The sequence below is a fragment of the Serratia proteamaculans genome (genome assembly GCF_004684015.1).
GTDB lineage: Bacteria > Pseudomonadota > Gammaproteobacteria > Enterobacterales > Enterobacteriaceae > Serratia > Serratia proteamaculans_F.
Window position 1 is genome coordinate 79373 of record NZ_SRIA01000015.1, and the last position, 12956, is coordinate 92328.

The 12956-nt window shown below is 55.2% G+C and carries 13 protein-coding genes; 4 read left to right on the plus strand and 9 right to left on the minus strand.

Annotated elements, in window-relative coordinates:
• Positions 1-2: 2 nt before the first annotated feature.
• The 4 genes from phnU to phnR form a co-directional block, all read right to left on the minus strand.
• Positions 3-866, minus strand: coding sequence for a 2-aminoethylphosphonate ABC transporter permease subunit (gene phnU / locus E5C26_RS10685; RefSeq protein WP_135316273.1), 864 nt, complete (start codon positions 864-866; stop codon positions 3-5).
• Between the two features lies 1 nt (position 867).
• Complete coding sequence (gene phnT, locus E5C26_RS10690; protein ID WP_240775969.1) at positions 868-1989, minus strand: 2-aminoethylphosphonate ABC transport system ATP-binding subunit PhnT; 1122 nt, start codon at positions 1987-1989, stop codon at positions 868-870.
• Positions 1990-1997: 8 nt separating this feature from the next.
• Positions 1998-3014, minus strand: coding sequence for a 2-aminoethylphosphonate ABC transporter substrate-binding protein (locus E5C26_RS10695; protein WP_135316275.1), 1017 nt, complete (start codon positions 3012-3014; stop codon positions 1998-2000).
• A gap of 167 nt (positions 3015-3181) precedes the next feature.
• Complete coding sequence (gene phnR, locus E5C26_RS10700) at positions 3182-3901, minus strand: phosphonate utilization transcriptional regulator PhnR (RefSeq protein WP_135316276.1); 720 nt, start codon at positions 3899-3901, stop codon at positions 3182-3184.
• Positions 3902-4044: 143 nt separating this feature from the next.
• On the opposite strand from phnR, the gene phnW reads away from it, so the two are divergent.
• Both phnW and phnX read left to right on the plus strand, forming a co-directional pair.
• The gene (gene phnW, locus E5C26_RS10705) at positions 4045-5148 is read left to right on the plus strand and encodes a 2-aminoethylphosphonate--pyruvate transaminase (RefSeq protein ID WP_135316277.1); all 1104 of its coding nucleotides are present in this window, start codon (positions 4045-4047) and stop codon (positions 5146-5148) included.
• Positions 5149-5156: 8 nt separating this feature from the next.
• Positions 5157-5966 carry a phosphonoacetaldehyde hydrolase gene (gene phnX / locus E5C26_RS10710; protein WP_135316278.1) on the plus strand — a complete coding sequence of 270 codons (810 nt, stop codon included), beginning with the start codon at positions 5157-5159 and terminating at the stop codon, positions 5964-5966.
• Between the two features lie 64 nt (positions 5967-6030).
• On the opposite strand, the gene E5C26_RS10715 is transcribed toward phnX, so the two are convergent.
• From E5C26_RS10715 to E5C26_RS10730, 4 genes are all read right to left on the minus strand, one after another.
• A complete protein-coding gene (locus E5C26_RS10715; protein WP_167796640.1) occupies positions 6031-7422 on the minus strand; it encodes an L-cystine transporter in 1392 nt (463 codons plus the stop codon).
• A 184-nt stretch (positions 7423-7606) separates the two neighbouring features.
• Positions 7607-8155, minus strand: a complete 549-nt coding sequence (locus tag E5C26_RS10720) for a metal-dependent hydrolase (protein ID WP_037422530.1) — start codon at positions 8153-8155, stop codon at positions 7607-7609.
• A 387-nt stretch (positions 8156-8542) separates the two neighbouring features.
• Positions 8543-9208 carry a hexitol phosphatase HxpB gene (hxpB, locus tag E5C26_RS10725; RefSeq protein ID WP_135316279.1) on the minus strand — a complete coding sequence of 222 codons (666 nt, stop codon included), beginning with the start codon at positions 9206-9208 and terminating at the stop codon, positions 8543-8545.
• 64 nt (positions 9209-9272) lie between these two features.
• Positions 9273-10553: an HdeD family acid-resistance protein gene (locus E5C26_RS10730; RefSeq protein WP_135316280.1), complete on the minus strand. Its 1281-nt coding sequence runs from the start codon at positions 10551-10553 to the stop codon at positions 9273-9275.
• A 195-nt stretch (positions 10554-10748) separates the two neighbouring features.
• Between E5C26_RS10730 and E5C26_RS10735 the strand changes: the two genes are divergently transcribed.
• Complete coding sequence (locus E5C26_RS10735) at positions 10749-11309, plus strand: YniB family protein (RefSeq protein WP_135316281.1); 561 nt, start codon at positions 10749-10751, stop codon at positions 11307-11309.
• Positions 11310-11358: 49 nt separating this feature from the next.
• Here E5C26_RS10735 and E5C26_RS10740 read toward each other — a convergent pair whose 3' ends face one another.
• The gene (locus tag E5C26_RS10740; RefSeq protein WP_135316282.1) at positions 11359-12219 is read right to left on the minus strand and encodes a fructosamine kinase family protein; all 861 of its coding nucleotides are present in this window, start codon (positions 12217-12219) and stop codon (positions 11359-11361) included.
• Between the two features lie 264 nt (positions 12220-12483).
• On the opposite strand from E5C26_RS10740, the gene E5C26_RS10745 reads away from it, so the two are divergent.
• The gene (locus E5C26_RS10745; RefSeq protein WP_135316283.1) at positions 12484-12933 is read left to right on the plus strand and encodes a GNAT family N-acetyltransferase; all 450 of its coding nucleotides are present in this window, start codon (positions 12484-12486) and stop codon (positions 12931-12933) included.
• Positions 12934-12956: the final 23 nt, after the last annotated feature.

Sequence of the window (12956 nt, forward strand, 5' to 3'; positions counted from 1 at the left end):
ATTCAGTTCCTTACCCCGGCACGCGCCGCAGCATAGCGATACAGAGAAAATAGCCCCAGAGACAATGCAATGTTCACCACGGCAATCATGCAGGCGGCGGTGTAATCGGCTTCTAAAATTGCTTTGGTGTAGACCATTAGCGGCAGTGTGGTGACGCCTTTGGCTCCGATAAACAGCACAATGCCGAACTCGTTGGTCGTCAACAGCAGGCACAGACTGCCGCCGGCCAGCAGTGCAGGCAGCGTGGCGGGCAGGACCACCTGACGGATCACCCGGCCCGGCCGTGCGCCGAGAATGCTGGCAGCCTCCAGCTGGCTGCGATCAATCGTCGACAGTGCCGCCATGAGTGGGCGCATCACCAGCGGGGTGAACACGGTGATCTCTGCCAGGATCACCCCCCAGATTGAGTAGAGAAAATCCACTGGCGGCAGGGTAAAGCCGAAAATAGCCATCAGGCTGCCATTTAGCAGGCCGGCAGAACCGTAGATAAAAGTGAAGGCCAGTGTTACCAGAAAGGTGGGCATGGCGATAAACGTGTCAATCAACCTGGCGATCGCGGTGCTGCCGGGAAAAGGTGTAAACACCAAAATCAGCGACAGTAAAGTACCGAGCACCAGGCAGCCCAGCGTAGCCAGCAGCGCGATTTGCAGCGTATTGAACAGAGCGCCGATAAAGCGCTTCGACTCAAACAGTTGTGTCAGCGCAGCGCTGCTGAAAGCGCCCTGATCGTGGGTAAATGCTTGTTTGACGATCAGCAGCAACGGGTAGAAGAACAGTGTCGCCAGCACCAACAGCGGCAACAGGATCCACAGGCGACGCGGCGGCCGCAGCCGACGGGCCGGTTGAGTGAGAGTGGAGTCGGTCATGTCATTCCTCGATCAATACAGCGTCATCAGGATCGAAATACAGTGGCAGATGTGTGCCTATCTGCGGCATTTGGCTGCGGTGGGTGGTGACTACGCGCAGCGCATGGCCATCGGCCTCAAACCGCAAATGGGTCAGCTCACCTTGCCAATGAACCTCACACAGCTTGCCGATAATGCAATTGCTGCGCTGTGGCGTTGGGTCGAGCGCGATATGCTGCGGACGAATGCACAGTAATTTGTTAAAGCCGCGCTGCGCCCCATAGGTAAAGCAGCCAATGACTTTGCCGGCGCAGCTCACTGTGGTCATGCCCGGTTGTGCGCAGTTTTCCAACGCGGTGGCGGGCAACAGATTGGCGCGGCCGAGGAATTCGGCGGCAAAACGGTTTGGCGGATGGTGGTACAGCGTGCGGGTTTCGCCGTGGGCAATCAAATGACCGTCACGCATGATGCCTATCTTGTCTGCCAACGTCAGAGCTTCACCCTGGTCGTGGGTGACATACAAAATGGTCAGTTCGGGCAACTCACGGTGCAGGCGGGCAAGTTCTTCCACCATGCTGTGACGGATTTGCGCATCCAGCGCCGAGAGTGGTTCATCCAACAGCAATACTTTGGGCTTGACCGCAATAGCGCGGGCGATGGCCACCCGCTGTTGCTGTCCACCGGAAAGCTGGCTGGGGAAGCGTCTTGCGTAAGCCGTCATGCCGACAATACTCAGCGCTTCTTCCACTCTTTCGGCTATCAGGCCGCGTGCCTTGCCCTGTGCGCGCAAGCCAAATGCCACGTTGTCTTCCACGCGCATATGGGGGAACAGGGCGTAATTTTGCACCACCATTCCCAGGCCGCGTTCATAGGGCGGCATTTCGGTCGCATCGACATCGCCAATAGTGATGCGTCCACCCGCGGGCTTCACAAAACCGGCAATCGCCCGCAGCACGGTGGTTTTACCTGAACCGGAAGGGCCAATCAGCGCCAGCACTTCACCGGGGGTGATTTGCAGCGTCAGCGGTTTCAGCACTTCGGTGCCACGGTAAGACACACTCAGACGGTCGAGCTGAATGCCGGTTGGCTTGTTGACGTCTGCGTCATTTTCCCGCACAGCCGTGCGGGGAATGTTGGAGGGCATTAACAGAGTCATTCGTTGTCGGTCACTTTATGCCAGCGGGTAATGTCGGCGGACAGGCTGCCAACCACCTGGTTCCAGTCGGGTGCCCAAATGTCGACACCCTGAAGTAGTTGCTGTGAAAGCTTAAAGTTGTCGTCTTTTGGCGTAACGTCTTTACGCACCGGCATGCCGTAGGATATGGCGCTAACCGTGCTTTGTGCCTCTTTGGTCAGCAAAAAGTTGATCAGCTTTTTGCCGTTATCACTCTGTGGCGCACCCTGAACCAAACCGATGTAATACGGCAACTTCAGCGTGCTGCGTTTGCCGTCCGGCCCGGCTGGCCAGAACACGTTGACGTTAGGATTACGCTGCATTTGTGCCAGGTTCATTTGCAGATCGCCGTTAGCGACCAACAGTTCTCCCTTATTAACCAGCGCGGTGAGTTTACCGGTGGAGGCGGAGGGGCCGACGTTATTGCTTTGCAATTTGCCGAGATAATCAAAACCGGCGTCTTTGCCGCCAAAACTGTGGAATGCCTGCAGCATCACCGCCGTGCCATCGCCGGCCTGGCCTGGCGTGGAGTACTGCAGTTTGTTGCGGAACTGCGCGTCCAGCAGTTGTTGATAGCTGGCAGGTGCCTGCGGCAGCAGTTTGGCATTGTAGATAAAGCTCAGGTAGTTATTCACCATAGGGACGAACTGCGGTTGTACGTCCGCAATTTGCGCAGCGGCGGCGGGGGTGAAGTCTTGCAGCAGTTTTTCCGTGGCGGCACGCTGGATAAACGGCGGAATGGTGACCAACACATCTGCCTGTGGGTTACTGCGCTCCTTGGACAAACGTTCAACAATCGCGCCGGAACCCCCTTCAACGTATTGCACTTTAATGCCGGTAGCCTGTGTAAATGCTTCGAACTGCATTTGGTACCAACTGTGGTCTCCATCATGCAGACCATCGGCGGAATAGAGGGTGACCACTGTCGAATCGGCCCAGACCGGTGCCGAGCCGAGTGCGATAGCCGACATGACAAACAAACCAGTGAGTTTCATAGCTTCAGCCTTGTTATTTCAGGTTGGGTTTTCTGGTCTATACCAGTGTTTTGACTCAAGCTAATAGCCGAATATGACAAAAAAATGAAAACGACAAAAAAATCCTGAGAACGGAGGGGGGCAAAAAAAGGGGGGTTGCAGAGGCTCAGTAAGCTGAGCCTGGGAGATTAGAGGGTGTCGACTTCAATGCGCAGGCTGTCGTGGCGCCAGTATTCGATGTCGAAATCGAGGATGCGCCCGTGCTGATCGTAATTCAGCCGGCGCAACAGCAGAGCGGGTAGTCCAACCATGGCACCCAGCGCGGTAGCCGCATTGTAGGGCAGAGCGGTGGGGTAAAACGACAGGTGCATATTGTGATAGATAAGGCCGTACTGCTGCTGATAAATCTCGGTCAGACTGCCGTTGAGATCCCGTTGGATCAGCTCAGGAACCAACTGGGGCAAGCAGTGATTTTCGCAGTAACAAATCGCCCGGCCGTCGGCATAGCGAACGCGGCGCAGCAGATAGATTTGGTCAAACGGCTCCAATGCCAGCGGTTGCATCACATCGAGCGGTACCGTGGTTTTTTCAGCGGATAACAGCTCGGTACGCGGCGTGCGTCCTTGTTCCTGACACAGACGATGAAAGTTGGTGTTCTGTGTCGGGTCCAGCCACAACCGTTCCGGCGTGACAAACCAGCCCCGGCGGTCGGCGCGGTAAATGGCACCGGTGGCCTCCAGCTGTGCCAGGCTTTCACGAATAGTGACGCGGGTGGTGGAGAAAATTGCGCACAATTCACGCTCAGAAGGCAGCTTGTCACCGGCCTGCAGTGCGCCACGGCTTATCCGCGACTGTAACTGCTCCTTGATCTGCAGATAGTGGGGCATCTCACCCTGATGTTGTTTCATTTCATCTCGTTATGGCATTGCGGCATCTGCCTATTATACATGCGCAGATGAATTTTTTGTTTCAGTGACGGTTTGCCCTTTGACCCGCGAGCAAATTTAGCCTCACAATGGTGCAATCTGGTATAGACCAAATGGTGAGTGAAATGTCTGAACATAATTATCTGCTGTTAACTCCCGGCCCGTTAACCACCTCAAAAACGGTGAAAGAGGCGATGCTGTTCGATAGCTGTACCTGGGATGAGGATTACAATCTGGGCGTGGTGCAGAGTATCCGCCAGAAGCTGGTGGCGCTGGCGACCTTATCGGCAGGCTACACCTCGGTACTGTTGCAGGGTAGCGGCAGCTTTGCGGTCGAGGCTCTACTGGGCACGGCCATAGGGCCGCAAGACAAGCTGCTGATCGTCAATAACGGCGCTTACGGCGCGCGAATGATTGAAATGGCCAGCCTGATGGGCATCAACCATCATGCATTCAACTGTGGCGAGGTTAATGAGCCGGATGTGGAGGCGATGGAAGCCGTATTGAAAGGCGATGCGCAGATTAGCCATATTGCCATGGTGCACTGTGAAACCACCACCGGGATGCTCAATCCGCTGGAGCGGGTTTCGGGGCTGGCCGCGCGTAATGGCAAAACCCTGATAGTGGATGCGATGAGCAGTTTCGGCGGTATTCCGCTGGATGTGGATGCCCTGGGCATTGACTATCTGATCAGCTCCGCCAACAAATGCATTCAGGGGGTGCCGGGTTTTGCCTTTGTGATTGCCCGCCGTAGCGAACTGGAAAAGTGTGCCGGTCGTTCGCGCTCGTTGTCGCTGGACCTGTATGCCCAGTGGCGCTGTATGGAAGATAACGCCGGCAAATGGCGCTTTACCTCACCCACCCATACCTTGCTGGCCTTTGCGCAAGCGTTGCGTGAGTTGGAACAGGAGGGGGGCGTTGATGCTCGTCACATCCGCTACCGCACTAACCAGTTGCGCCTGGTGGCAGGCATGCGTGAATTGGGATTCGAAACCTTGCTGGATGATGCGTTGCACTCGCCGATCATCACTGCTTTCTACTCTCCCAAGGCAGAAACCTATCGCTTTGCCGAGTTCTATCAACGCCTGAAACAGCAGGGGTTCGTTATTTACCCGGGCAAGGTATCGCAGAGCGACTGCTTCCGCATTGGCAATATCGGTGAGATTTACCCGCAGGATATCGAACGTTTGCTGGCCGCTATCGGGCAAGCCATGTACTGGAATCTATAAGGATTAGCATGAGTCAGATTAACGCAGTCATACTTGATTGGGCCGGTACCACCGTGGATTTCGGTTCTTTTGCGCCGACGCAGATCTTTGTCGAAGCTTTCAAACAGACTTTCGATATCGACATTAGCCTGGCGGAAGCGCGTATTCCGATGGGGCTGGGGAAGTGGCAACATATCGAAGCCCTGGGCAAGCTACCGGCAGTGGATGCACGCTGGCGGCAGCAGCTTGGCCGATCCATGAGTCGGCAGGATATCGATGCGCTGTATCAGGCTTTTATGCCGCTGCAAATTGCCAAGGTTGTCGATTTTGCCGATCCGATTGAAGGTGTGCCGCAGGTGATTGACGCCTTACGCGCCCAGGGCATCAAGATTGGTTCCTGCTCCGGTTATCCGCGTGCGGTGATGGAAGTACTGGCACCGGCCGCTGCTCAGCGAGGCTATGCGCCGGATTACTGGGTAGCCACCGACGACTTGGCTGCCGGCGGCCGTCCCGGTCCGTGGATGGCGCTCCAGAACGTGATTGCGTTGGGTATCGATGCGGTGGCGCACTGCGTCAAGGTGGACGATGCGGTACCGGGCATTAGTGAGGGGTTAAACGCGGGCATGTGGAGTATCGGTCTGGCGTTGTCCGGTAACGAATTCGGTGCCACCTGGCAAGAGTACCAGCAAATGAGTGCGGCGGAGACTGAACGGCGGCGCGCTCTGGCGACGGGCAAGCTGTATGCCGCTGGGGCACATTACGTGATTGATTCGCTGGCGCAGTTGCCGGGAGTGATTGCCGAAATCAATCAGCGACTGGCGGGAGGGGAGCGGCCATAACCGTTTTCCAGACGTAAAAAAACCGGGGCCAGAATCTGCCCCGGTTTTTTATTGCCGACGAAATTTACTGGTGAGCCAGTTCCACTTCGTCTTCGCTGTCCATGATGGACTTGTCAGTCTGTTTCATCAGTTGACTGGTGACGGTACCGGCGGTCATGGAACCGCTGACGTTCAGCGCGGTACGGCCCATGTCGATCAATGGTTCAACCGAAATCAGCAGGGCGACCAACGTGACCGGCAGGCCGAGTGCAGGCAGCACAATCAGCGCGGCGAAGGTCGCGCCGCCACCGACACCGGCAACACCGGCAGAACTGATGGTGACGATGCCCACCAGGGTAGCGATCCACACCGGATCCAGCGGGTTGATGCCGACGGTAGGGGCAACCATCACCGCCAACATGGCCGGGTAGAGACCGGCACAACCGTTCTGGCCGATAGTCGCACCGAACGACGCCGAGAAGCTGGCAATGGATTCCGGTATACCCAGACGACGGGTTTGTGCTTCCACATTCAGCGGAATGCTGGCGGCGCTGGAGCGGCTGGTGAAGGCAAAGGTGATCACCGGCCAAACTTTGCGGAAGAACTTCGCCGGGTTAACGCCGGTGAAGGCCAACAGCACTGCGTGCACGCCAAACATGATGGCCAGGCCGAGGTAAGAGGCCACCACGAAGCTACCGAGTTTGACGATGTCGTGGATGTTGGAACCGGCCACCACTTTGGTCATTAACGCCAGGACGCCGTACGGGGTCAGTTTCATGACCAGACGCACCAGCTTCATCACCCAGGCTTGCAGGGTATCGATAGCGACCAGTACGCGTTGACCTTTCTCTTTATCGTCTTTCAGCAACTGCAACGAAGCCACACCCAGGAAGGCGGCGAAGATCACCACACTGATGATAGACGTTGGGCTGGCACCGGTCAGATCGGCAAACGGGTTTTTCGGCACGAACGACAGCACCAGTTGCGGTACGGTCAGATCGGCGACCTTACCGACGTAGTTGCTCTGAATCGCCGCCATACGCGCGCTTTCCTGCGTGCCCTGCACCAGGCCTTCTGCGGTCAGACCGAACAGGTTGGTGACCAGCACGCCCACTAACGCGGCGATCAACGTAGTGAACAACAGGGTGCCAATCGTCAGGAAGCTGATTTTTCCCAATGAAGAGGCGTTGTGCAGCTTGGCGACCGCGCTCAGGATCGAGGCGAAGACCAGCGGCATAACAATCATTTGCAGCAGTTGCACATAGCCGTTGCCGACAATGTTAAACCAGCTGATGGATTCTTTCAGTACCGGGTTATCGGCGCCGTAAACCAGTTGCAGTGCCAGACCGAACACCACACCCATTGCCAGACCGACCAGTACCTTTTTCGCCAGGCTCCATTGCTTATGGCGGGTTTGCGCCAACAGCAAAAGGAGGGCGACAAAAATCACCACGTTAATAACCAGCGGAAGATTCATCCCCAATGTCTCCAATTATTTTTTCTTATATAAAAATGGCTATGCACCAAGGCGTAGCGATACTAAATATCGTAACAGTTTGCGTAACGGCTCACTTATATCCAAATGGAATTTGATATAACTTTGCTGGCGAATTTGTTTGATTAATAGCCGCTATGAATATTAAGTAGCCAATTTTTTGTGATCACAGTCTGATATTTTTTATTTGTTCAAAATAGGACTGCACAGGAATGGTGCAACCGCCTTGCCAGTAAATAGCGAAAGCCACCAGGCACAGGCACAGGGCGCGCTCAAGTTGGTTGCCTTTCTGAGAATTTAACAGCGGCAGGCGAAAACGCCAGCGACAGGGCCAAAGCAAGGGCACGCCGGCGGGGGTGAGCATATCTGCCAACAGGTGGCTGAAGTAACCGATAATCATCGCATGCAGGACATCCGGCGGGATCGGCCAACTGCGTGGGACGTCAAGCTGGAACAGTGCCATGCCGCCGGCGATCGCCAACAGGCTATGAGTAAAACCGCGATGGCCGAAGGCACGGGAGATTGGAATGGCGATCCAGCGCAGGCGCTGACCTAACACCGATTTGGGGTGATCGATATCGGGCAGCAACGAAGTCAGCAGCGCAGCGGGGATAATATGCCACCAGTCGCCGGTAGCCAGCTCTGGTGTCACCTCGGCCTTCTTGGCGAAAATCGCGCAAGCGACAGAGAAAATAAGATGTCCTTCCGCGGTCATACTGCAGTTCCAGCTGATAAACTGTTAATTTATCCAGTATATGGGAAAATTCCCAGTAGTGGAAGCAGTTACCCTGTAACCAATTGTTTATTTTATACGGTTTTACAACGGCTTGTTATGATCGATGATTAACGATTGTGCGTTTTTGATCGGGAGAAGGGAGAAAACGTCGGGCGGCAGAATCAGGCTGCGTGGCAGTGACAGCCTGTACCCATCGCCCGGCGTTTTCTTATTGCCCTAGCATAGAGAGAGCGGCAGGCTAACTCAATATAAATGAAATAACGTTTTATTTATTTTATGACGTAGTCCGGAGTTTTGAAATTAAAGGGTGATGGGAGATTAAAGGGCATCAATAACGGCACCGGCAGCAGACCGATGCCGCGACGATTATGCCAGGTGGTCCGTTGTCAGCTGTTCCAGCGTCTCGAGCTTATGGTCGGCCAATGCCCAACGCGCATCGTCACGATACTCATGCGCCGGGATAACGATAGAACGCATTCTGGCAGCCTTGGTGGCAATCATGCCGTTGAATGAGTCTTCCAGAGTGATACAACGCAGGGGATCGCTGCCCAGGCGTTCGGCGGCAATCAGATACACTTCGGGGTGCGGCTTGCTGTAGGGCAGATACTCGGCGGAAACCAATTGGTCAAAGTAGCCTTCAAGGTCAAACATTTGCAGCACCTGCTGCTGCATGTGCAGTGGCGAGGCAGAGGCCAGGCCGATATTCAGATCCAGACTGCGGCACAGCTCCAGCGCCTGATGCACGCCTGGCAACAGCGGCTGTTTTTCGCGTACCAGTTCAATGGCGCGTTCGATAATCCGCGCTGAGACTTCCTCTTGCGAAACCCCTTGCCACGGCATGGCCTGGTACCACATTTTCACCACCAGATCGATGCGCAGACCCAGGGTATCCGGTAGCTTGTGGCGGTCGGACAAATCCAGCCCCAGTGCGCCAAAGATATCCAGTTCCGCCTGTAACCACAGGGGTTCTGAATCGATCAATAAACCGTCCATATCAAAAATAGCGGTTTCAATGCGTTGCGAATAGGCCATTAGCGGTTAACTCCTGCCGGCGCTGGTGAATGTGCCTGACACTTTATCATCGCTGACGGCGAGACTAAAACTTTTGCCTACGAGGATCAGCCCGGCCAAAACGCAGGACTCGCCACATTTCGCGCAGCTTTAACCACCAGCGCTGATGCTGGCGCTCGGTGACCTGCTGTAGCATGCGCGCATAGTCCAGCACCAACCCCGGTGTCCAGGTCATGCTTTCGCCACGGCTGCGTAACACTGCCAGCATCCACAGGTTGGGATCGAGCACCAGCAACAGAAATCGGCGCCACAGGTGTTTATCGCCCAAAACGCCTTCCAGCGCGCTGTCGAGTGCCCGGATCACCGTGGTGGAACAGTTGCGACGGGTCAGGTTGTAGGTGGTGTCCTGCTGGTAGCGTTGCCAGAAAGCGCGTAGCGCCGTTGGGTTATAGCGGTGGAACTGGATTTTTCTGTCTGGTGGGCACCAGGCGGCCACTTCTTGTTGCAGGCCTGGTAGAAAACGCCCATCGACGTTGTTCTGCTCGCCGGAATGCAGCAACTGGCGGAAATCCTGTGCGGAGTGGCTGATATCGTTAAGTGGATAGTGGCTAATATATACATCCGGCTCCAGCGCCAGTGCGGCATGACCGGTAGAGATATTACCGCCGCCATCTACTGCAGCGATGTAACGATCGACGATGTAACGCCGGCGTGCGTCTTTTGCCGAACCTATTGGCGTCCAGACGTAGACACTGAGCGGGGTGGAATCATGTGTCCATTGGGGGACGGACGGATCCTGGTTCTGATTCAGTGAAAAACTTTCCAGCCGTCGTGCAATGCGCAGCAGTGCCCAACCGGAAAGCAGGATCATCACGCCGAGGCAAAAAGGCACCGTCATGCGGTGTGGTGCCGGCCAGCCAATAAATATCATCAGCGAAAGCAGGATTTCGCCGCTGCCCGCCAGCGCTACCGGTTTCCAGCGACTGTGCTGGATCACCGTGGAGGAGGCTATACGTACCGCGCCGTCAAGCAACAGCGCGCTGCCAAATACCAACGTGGCGACGATGTTATTGTCTGCGGGCACGTCGAGAGTCAAAAAAGCCATAAAGATAAAGCCCAGGCCCTTGAGCAGCACCGGTCGGCTGGCGGAGGAGCCGATTACCAGCGCGGCGGAAATCGCCACCAGCCCCTCCAGTGCCAATATGACGGCCAAGGCATCTAACGCCAGCACCGAACGACCATCCTGCAGGATGTCGAACAGCATCAGTGCACCCACACAGATCCATAGCCAGCCGAACAGCATCAGCAGGCGACGCTGACCGTGCAGCGCCTGTGCGCCCAGCAATAAGATAATCAGCCGAATCATGGTGGCCCCTGTCTAAACGGATTGATTTAACTATATAACTATTTAATGGTAACGCGCGGTCGGCGTTAAGCTGTTGATTTCGGATAATCCCGGCTACGCTTGTAGCACAGTAACGATGAAGAAAACGGTGGGCGAGTTTCAGTAACTACAGGTAGACTTAGCCAATTACGGTTACGTCGCTTACAAGGGGAACACATGACGTATCAACAGGCTGGGCGCATCGCCATTATTAAACGTATTCTGGGCTGGGTGGTTTTTATCCCTGCGTTGCTTTCAACCTTGATCTCAATGTTGATGTTTGTTTATCAGCACAGCGAAAAGACCAAAGGCATCAATGCGGTAATGCTGGATTTTGTCCACGTGATGGTCGATATGGTGCGCTTCAATACGCCGTTCCTGAATATCTTCTGGTATAACTCGCCGGTCCCGGACGTCGAAAAAAGCCTGTTCAGCGGCGCTAATTTCATGTTTATCGTTATTTATATCCTGATTTTTGTCGGACTGGCGCTGCAGGCTTCAGGTGCGCGCATGTCACGCCAGGTGAAATTTATTCGCGAAGGCCTGGAAGATCAGATGATCCTCGAACAGGCCAAGGGCAGCGAAGGGCACACCCGCGCGCAGTTGGAAGAACGTATTACGTTGCCGCACCACACCATTTTTCTGCAATACTTCCCGCTGTACATTTTGCCGGTGGTGATCGCGGTGATTGCCTGGTTTGTGATCAAGCTGCTCGGCCAACTGGCTGGCGCGGCTTAAGGTGAGATAAGGTTGAGGCGCTGGGTTCAGCGCCTCGATGTTATTGCGGCTAGGAATGCAGCAGTGCTTCCACCGCGCGCTGGGCCTTGACCAGATGCTGGCCACCAAACAGATTGCTGCGGTTGAGCAGGTAATACAGCTGATACAGCGGCTGACGTTCGATAAATCCATTCTCCAAAGGCCAGACGCTCTGGTAACCATCGTAAATCTGTGGCGGCAGCTCCGGATGCAGCGGCAGCATCGCCAGATCGCACTCTCTGTCTCCCCAATAACAGGCCGGGTCAAACAGCAAGGGGCCGTTGGCAGTTAAAGCGCAGTTGGCTGGCCATAAATCGCCATGCAACAGAGAAGGCTGTGGCTGATGGTGTTGCAGGCGGAGATACACTGCGTCAACAATCTCATCAATATCCCCGAAGGTCATACCTTTCTCCGCCGCCATCTGCAACTGCCAGCCAATACGCTGCTCGGCAAAAAACTCTGACCAGCGGCGTTGCCAGGCATTGGGTTGCGGAGTGGTGGACAAATCGTTGTCGAAGTCGAGGCCGAACTGCGGCTGTTCGCTCCACTTGTGCAGATGGGCCAGTTGTTGGCCAAGACAGTAGGCGCCATGAGCGTCAAAGGGCTTCAGGGGGTGGTATTCCAACAGCAGGAAACTGTAGTCGCGATCGCTGCCGACGCCGTACACCTGCGGTACCCGTACAGTTTTACTGCGAGCAAGTAACTCTAACTGGTCGGCCTCGGCGGTAAAGATGGGCAACAGTTCCCGGGCATCGCATTTGACAAACACCTGGTGGTCACCGTAACTCACACGCCAGGCCGGGTGAATATCGCCCCCGGGCAGTTCGGTTCTTTCGCGGATTTCTGCGCTGCCAAGATGTTCACTTAACAGACGGCTAACGGCTTGCCACATGGTACACCCCCTCTGTGTTGCCTGCGAATTCATTAGGTTAGCGTCTTTAGCCTGAAGAAAACACGACCTGGCGCACAGCTGGCACCAACAACTGGCGATTTTCTCGCCACTCGCGTTTGCTCAAAGTATATACGCTATTGATTAATTTAAGTACGGCGCATGTTGCAACTTGCTGGGGGGAGAGCGATGTTTATCAGGCTGATTGCACATGTCGCGACAGTAGAATCTTGAGATGGCCTTTACTATCAATGAGATGAGAAAATAATGGAGCAAAACCAGCAGTGGCAGCGCGGTGAATACCGGATCAACAGCGATAAAAGTGAATTAAATGTCGCCTTTACTCACGCGTTTTTGACCACCTCGACCTGGGCGAGTGGCATTTCGCTGGCGACGGTGCAGTTGTCCATCGACAACAGCCTGTGTTTTGGTTTGTATCATCAGCAACAACAGATTGGCTTTGCCCGTCTGGTGACGGATTACACCACCTTCGGCTACCTGTGCGATGTATTTGTCTCTCCGGATTATCAGGGGCAGGGGTTAGCGCGTTGGCTGATGGATTGCACGTTGGAACACCCTGTGCTGCAACGGCTGCGACGAATTATGCTGGTGACCGGTACCGCGCCGTGGCTGTATCAGAAAGTGGGTTATGAAGCGGTGAATCGTGAGGATTTTGTCTGGCATATTGTCCGGCCGGATATCTACCAGCAGCAGTAACATCAGGCGGCGGTGCTATTGGG

Coding starts and splice junctions, on each gene's coding strand:
- E5C26_RS10730 (WP_135316280.1), bottom strand. CDS start 10,553: ATGATTCGGCTGATTATCTTATTGCTGGGCGCACAGGCGCTGCACGGT.
- E5C26_RS10740 (WP_135316282.1), bottom strand. CDS start 12,219: ATGTGGCAAGCCGTTAGCCGTCTGTTAAGTGAACATCTTGGCAGCGCA.
- phnW (WP_135316277.1), top strand. CDS start 4,045: ATGTCTGAACATAATTATCTGCTGTTAACTCCCGGCCCGTTAACCACC.
- E5C26_RS10720 (WP_037422530.1), bottom strand. CDS start 8,155: ATGACCGCGGAAGGACATCTTATTTTCTCTGTCGCTTGCGCGATTTTC.
- E5C26_RS10715 (WP_167796640.1), bottom strand. CDS start 7,422: ATGAATCTTCCGCTGGTTATTAACGTGGTGATTTTTGTCGCCCTCCTT.
- phnR (WP_135316276.1), bottom strand. CDS start 3,901: ATGAAACAACATCAGGGTGAGATGCCCCACTATCTGCAGATCAAGGAG.
- phnX (WP_135316278.1), top strand. CDS start 5,157: ATGAGTCAGATTAACGCAGTCATACTTGATTGGGCCGGTACCACCGTG.
- hxpB (WP_135316279.1), bottom strand. CDS start 9,208: ATGGCCTATTCGCAACGCATTGAAACCGCTATTTTTGATATGGACGGT.
- E5C26_RS10695 (WP_135316275.1), bottom strand. CDS start 3,014: ATGAAACTCACTGGTTTGTTTGTCATGTCGGCTATCGCACTCGGCTCG.
- phnT (WP_240775969.1), bottom strand. CDS start 1,989: ATGCCCTCCAACATTCCCCGCACGGCTGTGCGGGAAAATGACGCAGAC.
- E5C26_RS10745 (WP_135316283.1), top strand. CDS start 12,484: ATGGAGCAAAACCAGCAGTGGCAGCGCGGTGAATACCGGATCAACAGC.
- E5C26_RS10735 (WP_135316281.1), top strand. CDS start 10,749: ATGACGTATCAACAGGCTGGGCGCATCGCCATTATTAAACGTATTCTG.
- phnU (WP_135316273.1), bottom strand. CDS start 866: ATGACCGACTCCACTCTCACTCAACCGGCCCGTCGGCTGCGGCCGCCG.